Source organism: Flavobacterium sp. RSP15, assembly GCF_003968755.1.
Lineage (GTDB): Bacteria > Bacteroidota > Bacteroidia > Flavobacteriales > Flavobacteriaceae > Flavobacterium.
The window spans coordinates 101899-119217 of record NZ_RYDL01000002.1 but is presented as its reverse complement, the minus strand read 5'-3'; the positions used below and the strand labels follow the sequence as shown (position 1 = coordinate 119217).

At 34.4% G+C, this 17319-nt stretch carries 17 protein-coding genes and 1 tRNA gene; 6 read left to right on the top strand and 12 right to left on the bottom strand.

Going from position 1 to position 17319, the window contains the following annotated elements:
* Window positions 1-64: 64 nt before the first annotated feature.
* The 7 genes from bioB to EKM00_RS02875 form a co-directional block, all read right to left on the bottom strand.
* Window positions 65-1150: a biotin synthase BioB gene (bioB, locus tag EKM00_RS02905; protein WP_126515175.1), complete on the bottom strand. Its 1086-nt coding sequence runs from the start codon at window positions 1148-1150 to the stop codon at window positions 65-67.
* 268 nt (window positions 1151-1418) lie between these two features.
* Window positions 1419-1874, bottom strand: coding sequence for a hypothetical protein (locus EKM00_RS02900; RefSeq protein WP_126452002.1), 456 nt, complete (start codon window positions 1872-1874; stop codon window positions 1419-1421).
* A gap of 94 nt (window positions 1875-1968) precedes the next feature.
* Window positions 1969-2898 carry a bifunctional riboflavin kinase/FAD synthetase gene (locus tag EKM00_RS02895; RefSeq protein WP_126515390.1) on the bottom strand — a complete coding sequence of 310 codons (930 nt, stop codon included), beginning with the start codon at window positions 2896-2898 and terminating at the stop codon, window positions 1969-1971.
* A 101-nt stretch (window positions 2899-2999) separates the two neighbouring features.
* Window positions 3000-5039 carry a T9SS type A sorting domain-containing protein gene (locus EKM00_RS02890; protein ID WP_126515174.1) on the bottom strand — a complete coding sequence of 680 codons (2040 nt, stop codon included), beginning with the start codon at window positions 5037-5039 and terminating at the stop codon, window positions 3000-3002.
* Between the two features lie 144 nt (window positions 5040-5183).
* Window positions 5184-5858 carry an aminoacyl-tRNA hydrolase gene (pth, locus tag EKM00_RS02885; protein WP_126515173.1) on the bottom strand — a complete coding sequence of 225 codons (675 nt, stop codon included), beginning with the start codon at window positions 5856-5858 and terminating at the stop codon, window positions 5184-5186.
* A gap of 283 nt (window positions 5859-6141) precedes the next feature.
* Complete coding sequence (locus EKM00_RS02880) at window positions 6142-6753, bottom strand: 50S ribosomal protein L25/general stress protein Ctc (protein WP_126452005.1); 612 nt, start codon at window positions 6751-6753, stop codon at window positions 6142-6144.
* A 106-nt stretch (window positions 6754-6859) separates the two neighbouring features.
* Window positions 6860-7801 carry a ribose-phosphate pyrophosphokinase gene (locus EKM00_RS02875; protein WP_126515172.1) on the bottom strand — a complete coding sequence of 314 codons (942 nt, stop codon included), beginning with the start codon at window positions 7799-7801 and terminating at the stop codon, window positions 6860-6862.
* 290 nt (window positions 7802-8091) lie between these two features.
* On the opposite strand from EKM00_RS02875, the gene EKM00_RS02870 reads away from it, so the two are divergent.
* Window positions 8092-8171: transfer RNA gene (locus tag EKM00_RS02870), tRNA-Leu, on the top strand.
* Window positions 8135-8341 (top strand): hypothetical protein, encoded by a 207-nt coding sequence (locus EKM00_RS02865; RefSeq protein WP_126515171.1) that lies wholly within the window; start codon window positions 8135-8137, stop codon window positions 8339-8341. Before EKM00_RS02870 ends, EKM00_RS02865 begins: the two co-directional genes overlap by 37 nt.
* A gap of 35 nt (window positions 8342-8376) precedes the next feature.
* On the opposite strand, the gene EKM00_RS02860 is transcribed toward EKM00_RS02865, so the two are convergent.
* The 5 genes from EKM00_RS02860 to EKM00_RS02840 form a co-directional block, all read right to left on the bottom strand.
* Complete coding sequence (locus tag EKM00_RS02860; protein WP_126452007.1) at window positions 8377-9393, bottom strand: type I restriction enzyme HsdR N-terminal domain-containing protein; 1017 nt, start codon at window positions 9391-9393, stop codon at window positions 8377-8379.
* Window positions 9394-9659: 266 nt separating this feature from the next.
* Window positions 9660-10250 carry a hypothetical protein gene (locus EKM00_RS02855; protein ID WP_126515170.1) on the bottom strand — a complete coding sequence of 197 codons (591 nt, stop codon included), beginning with the start codon at window positions 10248-10250 and terminating at the stop codon, window positions 9660-9662.
* A gap of 145 nt (window positions 10251-10395) precedes the next feature.
* Window positions 10396-10947 carry a hypothetical protein gene (locus EKM00_RS02850; protein WP_126515169.1) on the bottom strand — a complete coding sequence of 184 codons (552 nt, stop codon included), beginning with the start codon at window positions 10945-10947 and terminating at the stop codon, window positions 10396-10398.
* A gap of 194 nt (window positions 10948-11141) precedes the next feature.
* Window positions 11142-11321, bottom strand: coding sequence for an AbrB/MazE/SpoVT family DNA-binding domain-containing protein (locus EKM00_RS02845; RefSeq protein ID WP_126515168.1), 180 nt, complete (start codon window positions 11319-11321; stop codon window positions 11142-11144).
* A gap of 81 nt (window positions 11322-11402) precedes the next feature.
* Window positions 11403-12401 carry a GntR family transcriptional regulator gene (locus tag EKM00_RS02840; RefSeq protein ID WP_126515167.1) on the bottom strand — a complete coding sequence of 333 codons (999 nt, stop codon included), beginning with the start codon at window positions 12399-12401 and terminating at the stop codon, window positions 11403-11405.
* Window positions 12402-12502: 101 nt separating this feature from the next.
* Between EKM00_RS02840 and EKM00_RS02835 the strand changes: the two genes are divergently transcribed.
* The 4 genes from EKM00_RS02835 (at window position 12503) to EKM00_RS02820 (ending at window position 17308) form a co-directional block, all read left to right on the top strand.
* Window positions 12503-13555 carry an aldose epimerase family protein gene (locus tag EKM00_RS02835; protein ID WP_199734588.1) on the top strand — a complete coding sequence of 351 codons (1053 nt, stop codon included), beginning with the start codon at window positions 12503-12505 and terminating at the stop codon, window positions 13553-13555.
* A gap of 1 nt (window position 13556) precedes the next feature.
* The gene (locus EKM00_RS02830; RefSeq protein WP_126515166.1) at window positions 13557-14603 is read left to right on the top strand and encodes a glycoside hydrolase family 53 protein; all 1047 of its coding nucleotides are present in this window, start codon (window positions 13557-13559) and stop codon (window positions 14601-14603) included.
* Between the two features lie 484 nt (window positions 14604-15087).
* The gene (gene galK, locus EKM00_RS02825) at window positions 15088-16257 is read left to right on the top strand and encodes a galactokinase (RefSeq protein ID WP_126515165.1); all 1170 of its coding nucleotides are present in this window, start codon (window positions 15088-15090) and stop codon (window positions 16255-16257) included.
* Window position 16258: 1 nt separating this feature from the next.
* Complete coding sequence (locus tag EKM00_RS02820) at window positions 16259-17308, top strand: UDP-glucose--hexose-1-phosphate uridylyltransferase (RefSeq protein ID WP_126515164.1); 1050 nt, start codon at window positions 16259-16261, stop codon at window positions 17306-17308.
* Window positions 17309-17319: the final 11 nt, after the last annotated feature.

The window sequence follows — 17319 nt, the reverse complement described above, 5'->3', positions numbered from 1 at the left end:
AGCGAAGCCAAAAAAACCATCCTGCAAGAGCAAGATGGTTTTGAGTATTTATTCAAAATAAAGTTTATTTACCTTTGCCGGATGCTTCAAGGTTCTTCTCGATCATATGACCAGGTCTTGACCATTTTGGTTTTTCACCCAAGGGAGCAAATTGAGAATCTGCAGCTTCAACGGTTTGAGGCTGAGAAACTTTTGTAAAGGGTTTTTGTGGATTTAAACCTAACATTTCAAACATTTTCATATCTTCGTTTACGTCAGGATTTGGAGTGGTCAATAACTTGTCTCCAGCAAAAATGGAATTGGCACCAGCAAAAAAGCACATGGCTTGACCTTCACGACTCATGTTCATTCTTCCCGCAGAAAGTCGGACTTGGGTTTCTGGCATGATGATTCGGGTTGTGGCTACCATTCGAATCATTTCCCATATTTCAACTGGTTTTTCTTCTTCCATTGGCGTTCCTTCCACAGCAACCAAGGCGTTTATAGGCACTGACTCCGGTTGTGGGTTTAAGGTAGAAAGTGCGACAAGCATTCCAGCTCGGTCTTCAATACTTTCTCCCATTCCAATTATTCCGCCGCTACAAACAGTGACATTTGTTTTACGAACATTCTCAATAGTTTGCAAACGGTCTTCAAATCCACGGGTCGAGATTACTTCTTTATAATATTCTTCAGAGGTGTCTAAATTATGGTTGTAGGCATATAAACCAGCTTCTGCCAGTCGATGTGCTTGGTTTTCAGTGATCATTCCAAGGGTACAACACACTTCCATATCCAGTTTGTTTATGGTACGGACCATTTCCAGTACCTGGTCAAATTCAGGACCATCTTTTACATTTCTCCAAGCGGCGCCCATGCATACACGGGATGATCCGCTTGATTTTGCACGTAAAGCTTGTGCTTTTACCTGACTTACTGACATTAAATCATTGCCTTCAATTTCAGTATGATACCTTGCGGCCTGTGGGCAATAGCCACAATCCTCAGGACATCCACCTGTTTTTATAGAGAGCAAAGTAGAGACCTGAACCACGTTAGGATCATGGTGTTCTCTATGAATAGAAGCTGCTTCATACAGCAAGTCCATCATAGGTTTGTTATATATTGCGATAATTTCGTCTTTGGTCCAATTGTGTTTTGTAATGCTCATTGATACGATTTTTTGATGGTTCAAAAGTAGTTAAATTGTTCTAAAGAACCAATGTAATACCATTGAAAAGCCGGTTCTGAAAATTTTAATAGCCAAATTAAGTAGATGTATACCGGTGTTTTTATATTCCATAAATTCTGGTTGTGCTACTGTAGATATAGCGGTTTATTGATACAGCGGATTTTAGAATTTAATAATACTGTTACAAAGACCAACATTAATTGTGCTTTGCGACGGTATTAGAGGAAGAGATAATTTAAAATATAGGTTATGATTCAGCTCCGTGTTTGTCTGATGCATAGCGGGGGTCCCAGTACAACATAAGCATAAAGGTCACAATTACAGCGGATACTATCCCTTCAAAAAACAAAGAAATGGAATACGTCATCACTGACGGATCTCCGCCAAATAAAAAGGTTTTGGATAGTGATCCCACATAAGCATCACCACCTTTGGAATAGCTGTAAATAATTAAGCCAATAATGCTCAGAAATATTCCTGTAAGCGCTGTTAATAATGCTGAAACCGCATTAGAAACTAATATTGTTTTGTTTTCGGAAAAATTAGCCTTTAGTGTTCTATGGGCGCCGTAAAAGACAAACAACACGTTAAATAAACGCAACAAATAAATATCTGCCAGGCCTAAAAGTTCCATTATTAAGAAATAAAGACCAATTCCTACGAAAATAATGAATCCGTTTACTAATTCTTTAGGTAGTTTCATACAGCTAGTTTTAAAATTTAAAAAGGATACATTTCTTATAAAAAGCATCCTATTTTCAAATTTACAGAAAAAATAGTAATGTTTTATGAAAAAATCAATATTTATTCCAATAGGCAAGTGCTGTTTTTTTATCTTTTTCAAGTTGTCCTTTTAGTATGTCAACTGATTCAAATTTTTGTTCGGAACGAATTCTTTGAAGGATAGAGACACTAATATCTTGATTGTATAAATCAGCATCGAAATCAAAATAATGAATTTCGATCGACTGATTTTGTCCGTCAACAGTAGGATTGAACCCAATGTTCATCATCCCGAAAACCGTTTTTTGATTGATGCTACTTTGGACAATATACACTCCATTTTGTGGAATCAGTTTGTAGTTTTCTTCAATTTTTAAGTTAGCCGTAGGAAAACCGATAGTCCTTCCCAACTGTTTTCCTTGAATAATTTTCCCCTTGAGCGAATAATCATAGCCTAAATATTCATTGGCCAAAGCCATATTGCCTTCTAATAAGGCCTTTCTGATTTTCGTGGAACTCACGGAAATGGCATTGATTTCCTGAACGGATATTTGTTCTACTTCAAAATTATACTCTTTTCCAAAGGCGATAAGATCGTCAATATCAGCTGTTCGATTTCGTCCAAATCGATGGTCGTGACCTATTATTATCTTGTGGATGTGAAAACGATCTACGAGAATAGTACTTACAAATTCTTCGGCAGTCAATCTTGAAAAAGTTTCGTCAAAAGGATGGATGACAAGGTTTTCGATACCAATTTTTCCCAACAAATCAATTTTCTCAGCGATGGTGTTGAGTAATTTTAGATCAGAATGTTCCTGCAAAACCATTCGGGGATGGGGAAAAAAAGTAAGTACCAGACTTTCGTAATTCTCGTTTTCCGTATTTTGGATTAGTTTATTCAGGATTTTTTTGTGACCAATATGGACACCATCAAAGGTACCCAACGTTAGAATTGTTTTTTTGGGGGAAGCGAAATCGTTTATAGAATGAAAAATCTTCAAAGCAAGTGTTTTATAATGATGCAAATTTAAGGTATCCAATTGATATAATTAAAAAAGGATTAAAAAGTTCAATCCTTTTTTAATGTATTATAGACTTTAGTTTAGTTTTTAATAAACGGTATAGTTGTCGTTTCAGATTGATTTTTCGATAATTTTAAAAAATAAATACCTTGCGATAAATGGGAGACGTTTATCTGAAGATCCTCCGCTGATTCTATTTTTTTTGATTTTAGGATCTGACCTAAAGTATTGATAATAGTGTAAACCTCCGGAGTATTGAGTTTGTTCTCACTAACTACGTTCAGTATGTTAGAGGTGGGATTTGGGTAGAGGTAAACCGAATTTAATTTTTCTATATCGACTGTAGATAATGATCCAATTCTAAAACTTTTAGATTCGGTTTCCCTAAAGGCTCCTCCGGAAGCAATAATTTCATTCGTAGGGGTTGATATAGTGTAAGAGCCATTTCCGAAATCACAACAGATACCATCATTTTCAGTATCAAATATAGTAAAAGTGTAACAATCATTGCCTGTGAGATCGAAGCTTATATTGATTGGATTTGGAAGCGGCCCGGATTCTGGAAGATCTGTATAAGGCCCTCCTTTGTATAATACGGTTCCGGCTGAATTTGTAAGATTCCAGGTGGTTTCTGAACCATAATAGTCTTGTTGTAAGGAGAAAACTACTGTATTGTTGGCGTAATTTTTTGTAATGTCAAAATTTATAGTATCGTTGTTGTTGGCGCTGTTTTGATCCGTTGTCCTGTTGGTACTGGTTATTGTACTGCTGAAATTATGATTGCCTCCAGTAGTGGTTAAACTATTTAAAGTGATATTTTGGGCTTCGTTATTTGCCAGGCTTCCAGTCCAATTATAGGTTTGCAGATTGTTATTATCAATTCCATAACGGATTGATGCTTGAGTTAATGTCGCGCTACCTTTATTCACAATTCTAATAACAGGAATAAAACTAGTGCTGCAAGGAGCAATGTTTAAGTTTATAACCATTGTTGAGGCATCATTGGCAAACAGTACTCCCGGAGTAAGTGCGTCCGAAGTTTTCAACGAAGCCCGTCTTACGGAATTGTTCATAACAGTAATCATTCGTGCTTTTTGATCTGCTGTAAAGATGTTCATACAGGCGTCATCCGTATAGTCCATGTAATTTTCAACCATATCTAAGCCTGGGGATGCGGGACAGGAATCAATATTTGATGGGCAGCCCGTGTTTTCTTGTCCTGCATTAGGCGTATCTTGACAAAAATCGTCAACGTCACAGCCTCCGTCACCCCAGATGTGGCGCAGCCCAAGCCAGTGTCCTACCTCATGGGAGGTTGTTCTCCCTTTGTCATAAGGAGTAGAGTAGTTTCCTCCGGTAAAATAACTGGAGGAGCCAAAAACAGAATAACCAATCACAACACCGTCAGTGTTAGCGAAGCCTCCATTTGTATTAATTCCAGTAAGTCCTGACGTACTAGGAAATTGTGCATATCCCAAAAGATCGGTTCTGTTAAATTTGACTACCCAAATATTAAAGTATTTTTCAGGATTCCATTGTGTTTGTGGTTTTACAGAGCCATCAATATCGTCAGTAGACCAGCTTTCTCGCCCTAAGTTTACATGGTTTATCCCGTTTGATAAAATGCCCGATGGATCTCGTTTAGCCAATGCGAATTCTATTTCTACATCAGCTCCTACAGAATTGGTGTTGAAGCCAGGAGTACCTGATTTTTTTCTGAAATCTTCGTTGAGTACTTGAATTTGAGAAATTACTTGTTGATCAAAAATGTTTTCATCACTGCCTAAAAGGTCACCATTATGAATCACGTGAACGACAACCGGTATGGTAATTAATGCATTTGTTTTGAATCCTTGTGCAGCATTCTTTTTTTTATTTTTTTCGAGTTCAATCTTTGGTGTTATCCATTGTTCAAATTCAGCAGTAGATATTCTATTTGGATTTTTGGATTTTAGGTATTCTTCATATTCTGTCGTGGCACATCGAATTACAGAACCTTCCGGAATGATTTTATTTTTGCCAAAAAGAAGTGTTTTTGAAGGGTTGTTATTTACTTGTGCAAACGCAGGATTTATTAAAAAAAAAAAGCATAATGCAATAAAAAAAATAATTTTTTTCATGTTAGGGGGTGTTTAGAAACTGGTAATTTAATGCATTGATTTTTAGTGCGTATTAAAAATTTGCTCTAAAATTAATTATTATTTTTATCTAATACAAATTAAAAAAAACACGCAGGCATATACTACAAGTATATTCCCTTTTTTTTATTTCCCGTTAAATGTGGTCATGGTGATTTCCAGTCCTGCAGTTCCAAAGGATTTTATGATTTCGGAGGCTAATTCCAGTCGTTCCGGAAGCGCTATTTTTTCAGTATCATCCCAGTCGCCAAGGACATAGTCAACTTGTTTTCCTTTTTTGAATTCGTCACTGATCCCAAAACGGAATCGGGCGTAATTTTGCGTATTCAATACCAGATTGATGTTTTTGAGTCCGTTGTGTCCGCCATCGCTTCCTTTTTGTCGGATGCGAATGGCTCCAAAAGATAGATTCAAATCGTCAGTAATCACCAGAATATTTTCAAGTGGAATGTTCTCTTTTTCCATCCAGTACTGCACGGCTTTCCCGCTCAAATTCATGTAGGTGTTGGGTTTGAGTAGCACAAAAGTTCTTCCTTTGAATTTGTATTTGGCCAGTGTACCCAGTTTTACGGTTTCGAAAGTAACACTTTCTTTCCGGGCGAGGAAATCCACGATTTTAAAACCAATGTTGTGGCGAGTGTTAACATATTCGGCGCCAATATTGCCGAGTCCTACTATTAAAAATTTATTACTCACGTTTTCTATATTATTTTTTTGGTGTTCGAGAGGCTCTGATTTCCTACAATCTGTATTATTCTCAGTTTTTGTAGGTGAGAATAAATTTGAAATCCATTTTATCATATTGCAAAAATAGACTTAATTAGAATAGTGTACTATTAGATTTTTAGAAAATCGGTATTGGGAACAAAATAGTTCTGGATAGCCCTGATGGGAGTGGCATCCCACGCTTTTTGGCGTGGATACAACGGACAGCAGGAGGAGCGTTGTTGTGAAAATGGGTAGTGGTGCTCCTTATAATTTAAAATAGGATAATGAGGTTTTTCGTTGCTCTAAATGAAAAAATAAAAAGCAAAAAAAAGCACCAGTTGTTGAACTGATGCTTTCTTGAATGATTGAAAAAATATTATTTTTTCTTTCCTTTTACGGGAGCTTTTGCTGCTTTTGCTGCCTCTTGAGCTGCTTTCATAGCGGCACGAGAGATTTTCACTTGACAGATTACAGTGTTGTCCGGGTGCATGATTTTGTAGTCTGGAGAAGCTACTTTAGTAACGTACAATTTGTTACCCATGTCTAAGGCAGTAATGTCAGCTTCAATAAAATCAGGAAGATTTTTTGGTAAAGCTTTTACTTTTAGTTTACGAGTGTTCAAACGTAAATCTCCACCGGCCATAACTCCTTTAGAGTTACCAATGATTTTTACAGGAACTTCCATAGTGATTTCTTTGTCATCAAATAATTGAAAGAAGTCAATGTGTAAGATCTTGTCAGACACCGGGTGAACCTGAATGTCTTGTAAAATAGCGTTAAATGATTTTCCTTCACCTAGATTGATCTCAACTGTGTGAGCATTTGGGGTGTAAACCAAGTTTTTGAAAGCCATAACTTCTGCTGAGAAATGAACTGCCTGATTTCCTCCGTATAATACGCAAGGAACCAATCCAGCATTACGTAGGGCTTTAGTCGCAACTTTACCCACGCTTTCTCTTTCTGATCCTTTAATTGTAATCGATTTCATTGTAAAAAAAATATAGTTATTAAATAATATTACTTGTTTGGCTTTTAGCTTTTGGCTATCAGCATGACTTTATAACTTTAAGACATTGGACTTTACGACTAATGTATTACATTATAAATTTTCCACTTATGGAATTGTTGTGGTGCACCATGTGCATAACTTCAGCAAAAAGAGGCGCACAACTCAACACTCTTATTTTTTTTGATTCTTTCTTTAACGGAATAGAATCGGTGACAATTAATTCTAATAATTTAGAATTCTCTATTTTTTCGTAAGCATCCCCGGATAAAATCGCGTGGGTACAAATTGCTCGTACGCTCAGCGCTCCTTTTTCGATCATTAAATCTGCGGCTTTCGCCAAAGTGCCTCCAGTATCAATCATGTCATCTACTAAGATTACATTTTTACCTTTAACTTCACCAATCAATTCCATGGTGTCAATAATATTGGCTTCTTTTCTTTGTTTGTAACAAATCACCACATCCGATTCTAAGAATTTAGAGTAGGCGTACGCTCTTTTAGAACCACCCATATCTGGAGAAGCGATAGTCAGATTGTCTAAACCTAAACTTTTAACATACGGCATGAATATTGTCGATGCAAAAAGATGGTCTACTGGTTTTTCAAAGAATCCTTGAATTTGATCTGCGTGCAAATCCATGGTCATTACTCTTGTTGCGCCTGCTGCATCAAGTAAATTAGCTACTAGTTTAGCTCCTATTGGAACTCTTGGCTTGTCTTTTCTATCTTGTCTAGCCCAACCAAAGTAAGGAATCACTGCTGTTATGTGTCGCGCCGAAGCCCGTTTTGCAGCATCAATCATCAGTAACATTTCCATCAAATTATCTGCCGTAGGAAAAGTAGAACAAACGATAAAAACCCGTAATCCTCTGATAGACTCTTCATAAGAAGGCTGAAATTCACCGTCGCTGTATTTTGACATGGTGATTTTCCCTAAAGGAATTCCGTATTGCTCTGCTATTTTTTCAGCTAGATAGACACTTTGTGAACACGCAAAAATTTTAGCTTCTGGTTCTAGGTGTGACATTTAATTTATTGTTTTTATTCCGTTGCACTCCATACTGTTGGCTTTGTCATTTGTATAAAGCCGTATGTTTGTATTTGCCTCGGGTGTAGTTAGTTGTGTGTTGTGTTTTTAACGAGGTGCAAATTTATAAAATTTATTCAACTCTGAAAGGAAAAAATTAAGTATTTTTAGTTGAACATTTAATATTATTTTTTACATTTGCACCGTGTTAAAGGAATTGATGGTTGATTTAAACACAACCACCTCTTTTATTGCGTTGAAATAACTGTTGTTATTTCATGTCTAGCTAAGCCCGGATGGCGGAATTGGTAGACGCGCTGGTCTCAAACACCTGTGGGAAACCGTGCCGGTTCGACTCCGGCTCCGGGTACAAAAACCGCTTCGAAAGAAGCGGTTTTTTTGGTTTTATGTCACAACGAATTCCTGTGTAGTTTTGCTTTGTTTGCTATTGATTGCGGGTACGGAATTCAATTCCGCACGATCAAAGAGAGATGTATCCGGGCGATCTGGCTATTGAACAAAAAAAAAGGCGTTCCGTAATGGTTCGCCTTTTAACTCTTTTACTAAATCTTTAATTATTCAACTAAAGCAAGTGTTCTATTAATCAATTCCTTTTTGTGCTTTAAAACATCGTCAATGTGTTCTAAAGTATATTCATTGTTTTCAATAATCATTTTCATTTTTGAATCACTGAAAACTAATTTACAGATAACTTTTTTAGAATTGTCGTCAATACCAATATTGAGAAAGCTTTTGAAATCTTTGTAACCTAATCTTTCATTAGGAATTTTTTTGTCTTGAATTAACAAAGTTCTTATTGTGTGGTATGCTTGAATTTCTAATTCAGTAGTTACTACACCTAAAGAGTTTGAATTTGTTTCAGCAATAACTTTTTTATCATACAACGATTTTAACAATGAAGAATTAATTAAGCTTATCATTTTAACTTGTGTATCCTCATTAAACTTAGTTTTAAAATTCATATTCCTATGTATTATTTTTAATAAGTCTTTTGTTGGTGCTGTTAATTCCTTAAACAATGCACTTTCAAAATCTTCAACAAAAACAGATTCCTGTGCAGTTTGAATAATCTCTTTTACTAAAATATATCTTTTGTCAAATTTTATAAGTGTGTCTAAATCTTTATCTACATACTTACTCAAATTAAAAATAAAAAAAGGTTTACCATCAATTACGTTAGGATCTAAAACGTCAGAATAAAATCTATATTCAATACCATTTGTTAAAACTGCAATTTTAGAATTTTTAGTATTATTAAAATATCCGTTTAATTGTCCAGCTTCCTTATCTGTTAATTTACTATTTTGCTTTTTAGCTTCAATTAGTATAGTATCTTTTTTGTTTAATATGATAGCATAATCAATTTTTTGACTTATTCGTTCCCCAAAATCAGCATTGTATTCAGGAATTAAATCATTTGAAACATAGTTCAACATTTCAAAAAAAGGTTCAATTAAAAACTTACGTGTTTGTGCTTCATTTGTACTCAATTCAATTGCATCAGTAAGTTTAAAATTATCCAATGATTTTTTTAATTGATTGACTGACTGTTTAGGTATGTTTATTTCCATAATATTTTTGGTTTGGTTTTAGAAATCTAATCTACACACAATAAGTCATTTAAATTAAAAATGTCATTCTGATTATTAATTTTTTTATTTTTTTAAATTAACTTTCGTGATATTCCAATAAGGCGTTCCGTTATGGTTCGCCTTTCTTGTTTTATTCTTTTAAAACATTCCTGTTTCAATTTATCTCCTTTGTAACTTTTTTAATTTAAACGCATTCGTAATCTGTTAAAAAGATGTTCCTTATGGTTTATCAAAAAACACAGTCTTTATTTAATTATTATTGGTGTAAGTTCAGCTTTTAGTTTATCAAAATCTTCTTGTTTAACTATTCCTAAATCAAATAAATCTTTTGTTTCCTTTAATTTTGCGATAGCTTCTTCTTTAGTCATTCCATTTGTTCTAATTTCTTTTGTTTCTATAGCTAATTCAATATCAACAATTAAATTATTGCAAGTACCACATGTTGCTAATTCAGCCATTGTTTTAAATCCTAATTTTCTTGTTCCAGCTATAAATAACGTTTTAATTGTTATTTCGGTATTACTCATTGAGGTATTAACAGTTGAATTAAATCCGCTATTCCCTAGCATATCCATTACGGTTGGCTTGTTTTGTATGGAAACAAATGTTTTAGCTCCACCTTCAGGTCTGTTTATACGGAATTTATCACCAATTTTTATTACTGCACTATTTAAAGCAGTATATTGTGAAATTCCATCCTTAGTTAATACTTTTGCTTCAGCCTTTTCTTTTAAAGCCTTAACTTGTTCAAAATTTACTTGATTATCAACCAATGTTGTTTGCGCAAATGCTATTGTTGATAATGCTAATGCGAATACTAAAATAATTTTTTTCATTCTTTTTTTTAAATAAATATTCCTGCTAATAAACCCTTTTATAATCATTTCAGCAATACCCACTTTTAGTGATATTTAATAAAAAAATCACTCATCTCTGAACGGTTATAATAATAATAAAGACTTTCGTATATTAGTGTGGGTTTTATTTTTCTACTTCAACTTTTTCATCGAAAATAAACTTTGTTTGATCTGCGTTTGTAAAATAGATTTCATCATGTGTTTGTTTTATTTTTAGTAAAGGATTTGTTAAAGAATAACTTACCTTATATTTAGTGCTTATTATAGAGTCTGGATTTTTGGAATATAAATCAAATTTACTTTTCCAAGCTCCGGCGTATACTGAAATTTTAATGTTTTCATTTCGCTTTTCTTTATATTCATAGTTTTTATACTCCTCATCGTTCCTAATATTACCTAGTATTATTTCTTGATAAGTATTAGTTAATTTATTAAGTTCTTTTATCACGTAATTAAAAGTTAATGTGTCTTTTTCTGTCAAAACAGCATCTTTTCCAAGCCAAGCTAGAACAAGCTTATCTTTTAAAATTTTAATGCTATCGGAGGACTTAACTCCACCAATTTTCTCAATTGAATTTATTTCAAAATCTAACTCTTCTAAACTTGTGCTAAATAATTGTTTTATAGATTTAGACTTATAGTCATAGAGCATTTGTTCTTCATTACTTTTCCACAAGAAAACATTAAAGCAACAGCTAAAAATAATAATATTTTTTTCATTTTCATTTTTTTTTAATATTACGAATAAACCAATTTAAAATCATTGTCACAATACCCACTTTTAGTGATATTTCAAATATTAAATATAGACATCAAATTTACTTGTTGTGGTTGGTAAGTCCTGTTTTGTTGTTGTTTCGGGTTCTATCTTCATTTTAGCGAGAATGCTTCCATTCGCTTCGTGGTGGTATGGTTGTTTTTATGGAAATAATAATCAAAGTGTTGTATGACAACTTCTTTGGTGCCCAATGCATTTAGGAAGTCTTCAGGAATTCTAATCCCGTGAGAATTACCTATTTTTATTATTTGTGTTTGGCGGACTTTTATCATCCAACAAATGTATTTACTTTTGTGGTTACTTTTTTGTTTTTTTAACATATTATCTCAAAGGAGTTTATAGAGTTTAGTTCATTACAATGAATTCCTGACATTCAAAGCACTCTTATTCTCGATTTGTTCTTTTTTGCCTTTTAAAATCATCTGTGCCAATACCTTTCCCATGACTTCAAAGTTCGTTGAAATTGTAGTGATGCCGTTTTCAACTACCTTTTTAAGCGGGGTTTCGTTGTATGATATAATGCCGTAATCACTGCCCAATTGTAGGTTTTGCATTTTTGCTTTTTCTATAACGCTGACTAAATCCCGGTCACTCGGGATGATGTACACTTCGCCTTTATTAATTTCGCGATTCTTAAATTCAGTGATGATTTCATAATCGAAAGCAAAGTCGCTGCAGAAATTTTCAAAACCTATTTTCATGCCCAGCGGTTCACGAAATCCCGGGAAAATCATAATCAGTTTTTTGTATTTGTTCAATCTGGATTTCCCTTTCAGTAAGCCGTCATAAATGTCTTTTACGAAATTTTGATACACGGCAGGAAAGGATTTTAGTTCTGGATTGGTCTGGTCTAATATGTATACATCATTAACTGGTAGGGTTTTTATCACGGTGGCGGCCTGGGTTAAATTGGTCGGCATGATGATGTATTTGGTGTAATTACCATTACTGTCATTAATTAGTTTCTGGAAAACAGGAGCATTAAAATGATGAAAGAAAATGTCTACCTGAACATTTGTACCAATGTTTTCCAGAAACGAATTATACAGGTCTTCTTTGAAAATATTCAATTCGTCAAAAAGTAAAAAAATCCGTTGTTTTATAGTGACTTCAACACTTTTTATATAATAGCCTTTGCCCGGAATGGCATAAATAATACCTCTTTTTTTTAATTCGTCGTAGGCTAGAAGAACCGTATCTCGAGACAATGAAAACTCTAAGCACACTTTATTTATTGAGGGGAGTTTATCTCCTTTTACTAATTTTCCTTCTTCAATTCCCTTCTCAACGGTAATGATAATTTGTTTGTATTTAGGAACTCCAAGATTGTTTTGAATGGAAATTATTTTCATATAAAACGGAATTTCTTGGCAATATACAAAAACTGGTAGGTACTGGTATGTAAGTAACAGTAATTATTTTACTTTTGGTTTTAATATTTCATAAATAAATAATGAAAATAAAACACATATCACATTTTAAAGCTAATTCTGTAATGAAATTATTTGGTTTGATGCCAGATGGACAAGAGGTGTCGGTTTGTGAACTTATAAACAAAAATGGCATGCAACTTAAAGTTACCAATTACGGTGCAACTATTACTTGGTTGAAAATGCCACTGAAAAACGGTGCATTGGTAGATGTGGTATTGGGTTTTGATACTTTGGAGGCCTATATTAAATCATTTGATCTGAAAAGTGCGCCTTACTTTGGAGCGACTGTTGGACGTTATGCCGGCAGAATTAATAATGGCTTTTTTAGTTTGAACGGTAAAGCTTTTCATTTAAATAAAAACAATAACCATAATTCGTTACATGGAGGAAATATTGGATTTAGTCAAAAAATTTGGCGGGTAAAAAACGTGAAAGAAGGGAAGAATCCATCAATAACTTTAGCGTATTTCAGTCCTGATGGGGAAGAAAATTATCCAGGAGGCTTATCAGTAGAAATTACCTATATGGTATCGGAAGACAATGAATTAATTATAGAGTATAAAGCCATTTCAACCGAAGATACAGTTGTGAATTTAACCCATCACAGTTATTTTAATCTCGATGGTCACGATTCTGATATTTTAAAACAAGAGTTAATCGTTAACGCTCAAAAAATGGTAGAGACTACTGATCAAAATAGTCCAACTGGTAGGTTTTTGGATTTAGATAATAAACCTTTCGATTTTAATAAACCTAAAAAGTGTCCCTCAAAAATTGATGCCACTTTTATATTAGAAAAGAAAAATGAATTTGCTGCTTCCCTTTTTAATAAAAAAAATAATTTGAAAATGTCTGTTTACACCAATCAGCCCGCGGTTCATATCTATGTTGGTGGTAATTGTTTTAATACAATAAAAGGGAAAGATAACGCAGATTACCATGCTTTGAGCGGTATTTGTTTTGAAGCGCAAAATTTCCCGGATGCGCCCAATCACGAACATTTCCCGAATGCTATTCTAAAAAAAGGTGAAATATATTATCATAAAACAAGTTATAAATTCCAATCTTTTTAAAATGAAAAATAGTAAAACTATATTGTCGTTGTTACTGTCGTTTCTGTTTTTTACGTCTTGTAATTCTCAAATGAATGTGGATCATACGCCAGCTCCAACGGTTTCTGCTTTTGCAAAAGGAGCAGATGTGGGATGGTTGCCGCAGATGGAAGGTACTGGATATAAATTTTATGATACTGATGGTATTGAAAAAGATTGTTTACAACTCCTAAAGGACAGAGGAATGAATACCATTCGGCTTCGTGTTTGGGTCAATCCAAATGACGATAAAGCCAGTGGGCATTGCAGCAAGGAAGAAACCGTTGTCATGGCTTTGCGTGCGCAAAAAATGGGAATGCGCATCATGATCAATTTTCATTATAGCGATTCGTGGGCAGATCCTGCCAAACAATTTAAACCCAAAGCATGGGAAAACCATACTTTTCAGGAGTTAATGACGGATGTGTATGATCATACTTTTGATGTTTTGAGTGCCTTGAAATCAGCAGGAGTTACTCCGGAATGGGTTCAAGTAGGCAATGAAATTCCAGGCGGTATGATGTGGCCGGAAGGCAGCACTAAAAATTGGAGCCAACTCGCACAATTACTCAATAAAGGCTATGAAGCAACAAAAGCCATTGATCCTAAAATCAAAGTAATTGTTCATCTTGACGAAGGAAATAACAATGAAAAATTCCGCTGGTTTTTTGATAATGCGACTGCTAATAATGCAAAGTACGATGTGATTGGATTGTCCTATTACCCTTTTTGGATCAAGAAAGATTACACAGAAACTATTGGGGATTTAGCGTATAATCTAAACGATATGGTTGCCAGATACAACAAAGAAGTGATGGTTGTAGAAGTTGGTGGCGAATATGACAAAGTGCAAAATACGTACGAAATGTTAGCAGCAACAATCAAAGCAGTCGAAGCGATACCAAATAACAAAGGACTTGGCGTAATTTATTGGGAACCACAAGGAGAAAAAAGTTGGAGCGGTTATTCCCTGAGTGCTTGGCAGTCTGACGGAAAACCATCAATGGCTTTAGATGCGTTTAAGGATTAGTTTTGATTAGTTAAAGAAAAGAAATGCCGCTTAATCCTAGGAAAAAAACAGCATTTTATTAATTTTTTTTGCAACATAAGTAACAACCATTGTTTAATGTCGTGTTTTAAAATTAGACAAAACGACGCAACAGATTGATTTTAAACTACTATTCACAATATTGCTCTTTTTGACTTTATGACGTTTAAACTTTCGACTTACTTATAAGTCATATAAGTCTTTAATTTGAATTAAATCAAGTGAAAACTCAGAATTCATTTAAGTCATTAATCATGTAAAGAATATTTTAACTTACATTCACTGTAAATGGTTAATTGACAAGCGTACAATGCTATACAACCAGAAGTACATGGAGCAGGACTAAAGAGCGGTAAATTGACCTTGTACGCTACGAAACAAACCAAAATTCATATAGTTTTACTGAATATTTAAAAAAATAACAACAGCGAGTTCCTAAAAAAAGGAAATGGATAATTTTTAAATCATGAATGACATTTTAGTACACAAAACAATTGATTTTTTTCAGCAGACTTTTGGATCAGAGCCTGAAAAAATTGTTCTTTCCCCGGGCAGAATCAATATTATAGGAGAGCACATTGATTACAACGATGGTTTTGTTTTGCCTGCAGCAATTGACAAAATTATCTGTTTTGCTTTCGAAAAAAATAAATCTGATACGTCAAAGATTATTGCGATTGACCTTGACGATTCCTTTGAAGTAGATCTTTCAACCGATATGAATTTGAGTGAAAGTGTTTGGACGAATTACATCCGAGGTGTTATTCATCAACTGAAAATTAAAGGTTTTAAATTTGATGGATTCAACTGTGTTTTCAGCAGTAACATTCCGGTAGGTTCTGGATTGTCCTCTTCGGCGGCACTAGAATGTGGGTTTTTATTTGGAATCAACGAACTTTTTGATTTGAAAATAAAACCGGTTGATATTGCCTTAATGGGTCAAAGTGCCGAGCATTGGGTAGGGATTAATTGCGGAATTATGGATCAGTTTTCGAGTGTCATGGGAAAAGAAAACAAAGTCATAAAAATTGATTGTAAGACCTTAGAATATGAATATCACAATGCTGATTTTATTGATTATTCTTTGGTTTTATTCGATTCGAATGTAAAACATTCCTTAATGACATCGGCTTATAATGAAAGAAGACAGCAATGTGAAGAAGGGATTGCGATTATAAAAAGTAATTTTCCTGAGATAACTAGTTTTAGAGATTGTAACGAACAACATGTTTTAGGATTGCAACATGTAATGAGTGCCAATGTTTTTAAAAGGTGTCTTTTTGTTGTAAAAGAAATCAAACGAGTAATTCAGGCTTGTGAAGCATTAGATCATGGAAAGATTGAAGTTTTAGGTAAATTAATGTTCGAAACGCACGAAGGATTGTCGGTTGATTATGAAGTTAGTTGTGCTGAATTGGACATGATTGTGAATACGCTTAAAAAGGAAGAAGCCGTAGTGGGTTCCCGATTAATGGGCGGTGGTTTTGGAGGTTGCACCATCAACTTGATCAAAAAAGGGCATGAAGAACGAATCAAACAGCAACTATCAGCGCTCTATTTTGATACTTTTGGAATAGAATTAAAAATTTATGATGTTAAAATCGGAAACGGAACATCACTTTACAACAAAAATTAGAATGAAAAAATTTGATATCAACGAAGATCCGCACAGACGCTTTAATCCGTTAATTAACGAATGGGTTTTGGTTTCTCCCCATCGTTCGAAACGTCCTTGGCAGGGTCAAAACGAAACCGTTCACTCCGATGAACTTCCAGAATATGACCCAACGTGTTACTTATGTCCTGGGAATGTTCGAGCGAATGGAATGGTAAATCCGGATTATAAAAATTCTTTTGTTTTTGAAAATGATTTTGCGGCTTTAAAGCAAGACGAAATTGCTTTTGAAGAAAACAAGAAAGATACTTTTTTTAAAGCGATACCCGAAAGAGGAATTTCTCGTGTGGTGTGCTTTTCGCCAAAACATAATTTGACATTGCCTGAAATGCCAGTTAAAGCAATTGAAAATATCATTCATACCTGGCAACAAGAATATACGGAATTAGGTGCTGTGGACTACATCAATCACGTTCAGATTTTTGAAAATAAAGGAAGTGCGATGGGGTGCAGCAATCCGCATCCGCACGGACAAATTTGGGCGCAATCATCTTTGCCAACCGAAGTGGAAAAAACGCAAAAAAATCTAAAATCGTATTTTGATAAACACAACAGAACTCTTTTTCAGGATTACTTACAAGAAGAAATGAAACTGGACGAACGCATTGTTGTTGAGAATGATCATTTCGTGGCATTAGTTCCTTTTTGGGCGATTTGGCCCTATGAAACTATGATTGTCAGCAAACGAAATGTGACTAAAATAACTGATTTCACGGAAACCGAAGTGACGGATTTTGCAATTATTTTAAAACATTTGACAACCAGATACGATAACCTTTTTGAAACATCTTTTCCATATTCATCCGGAATTCATCAGTCGCCAACAGACGGAGAATTGCATCCGGAATGGCATTTTCACATGCATTTTTATCCACCGTTATTGCGGTCTGCAACCGTAAAGAAATTTATGGTAGGGTATGAAATGATGGGTGAATCGCAAAGGGACATCACGGCGGAGAAAAGTGCAGCCGTTTTAATAGCGCAATCAAATGTACATTATAAAAATAGATAACCATTAACCAA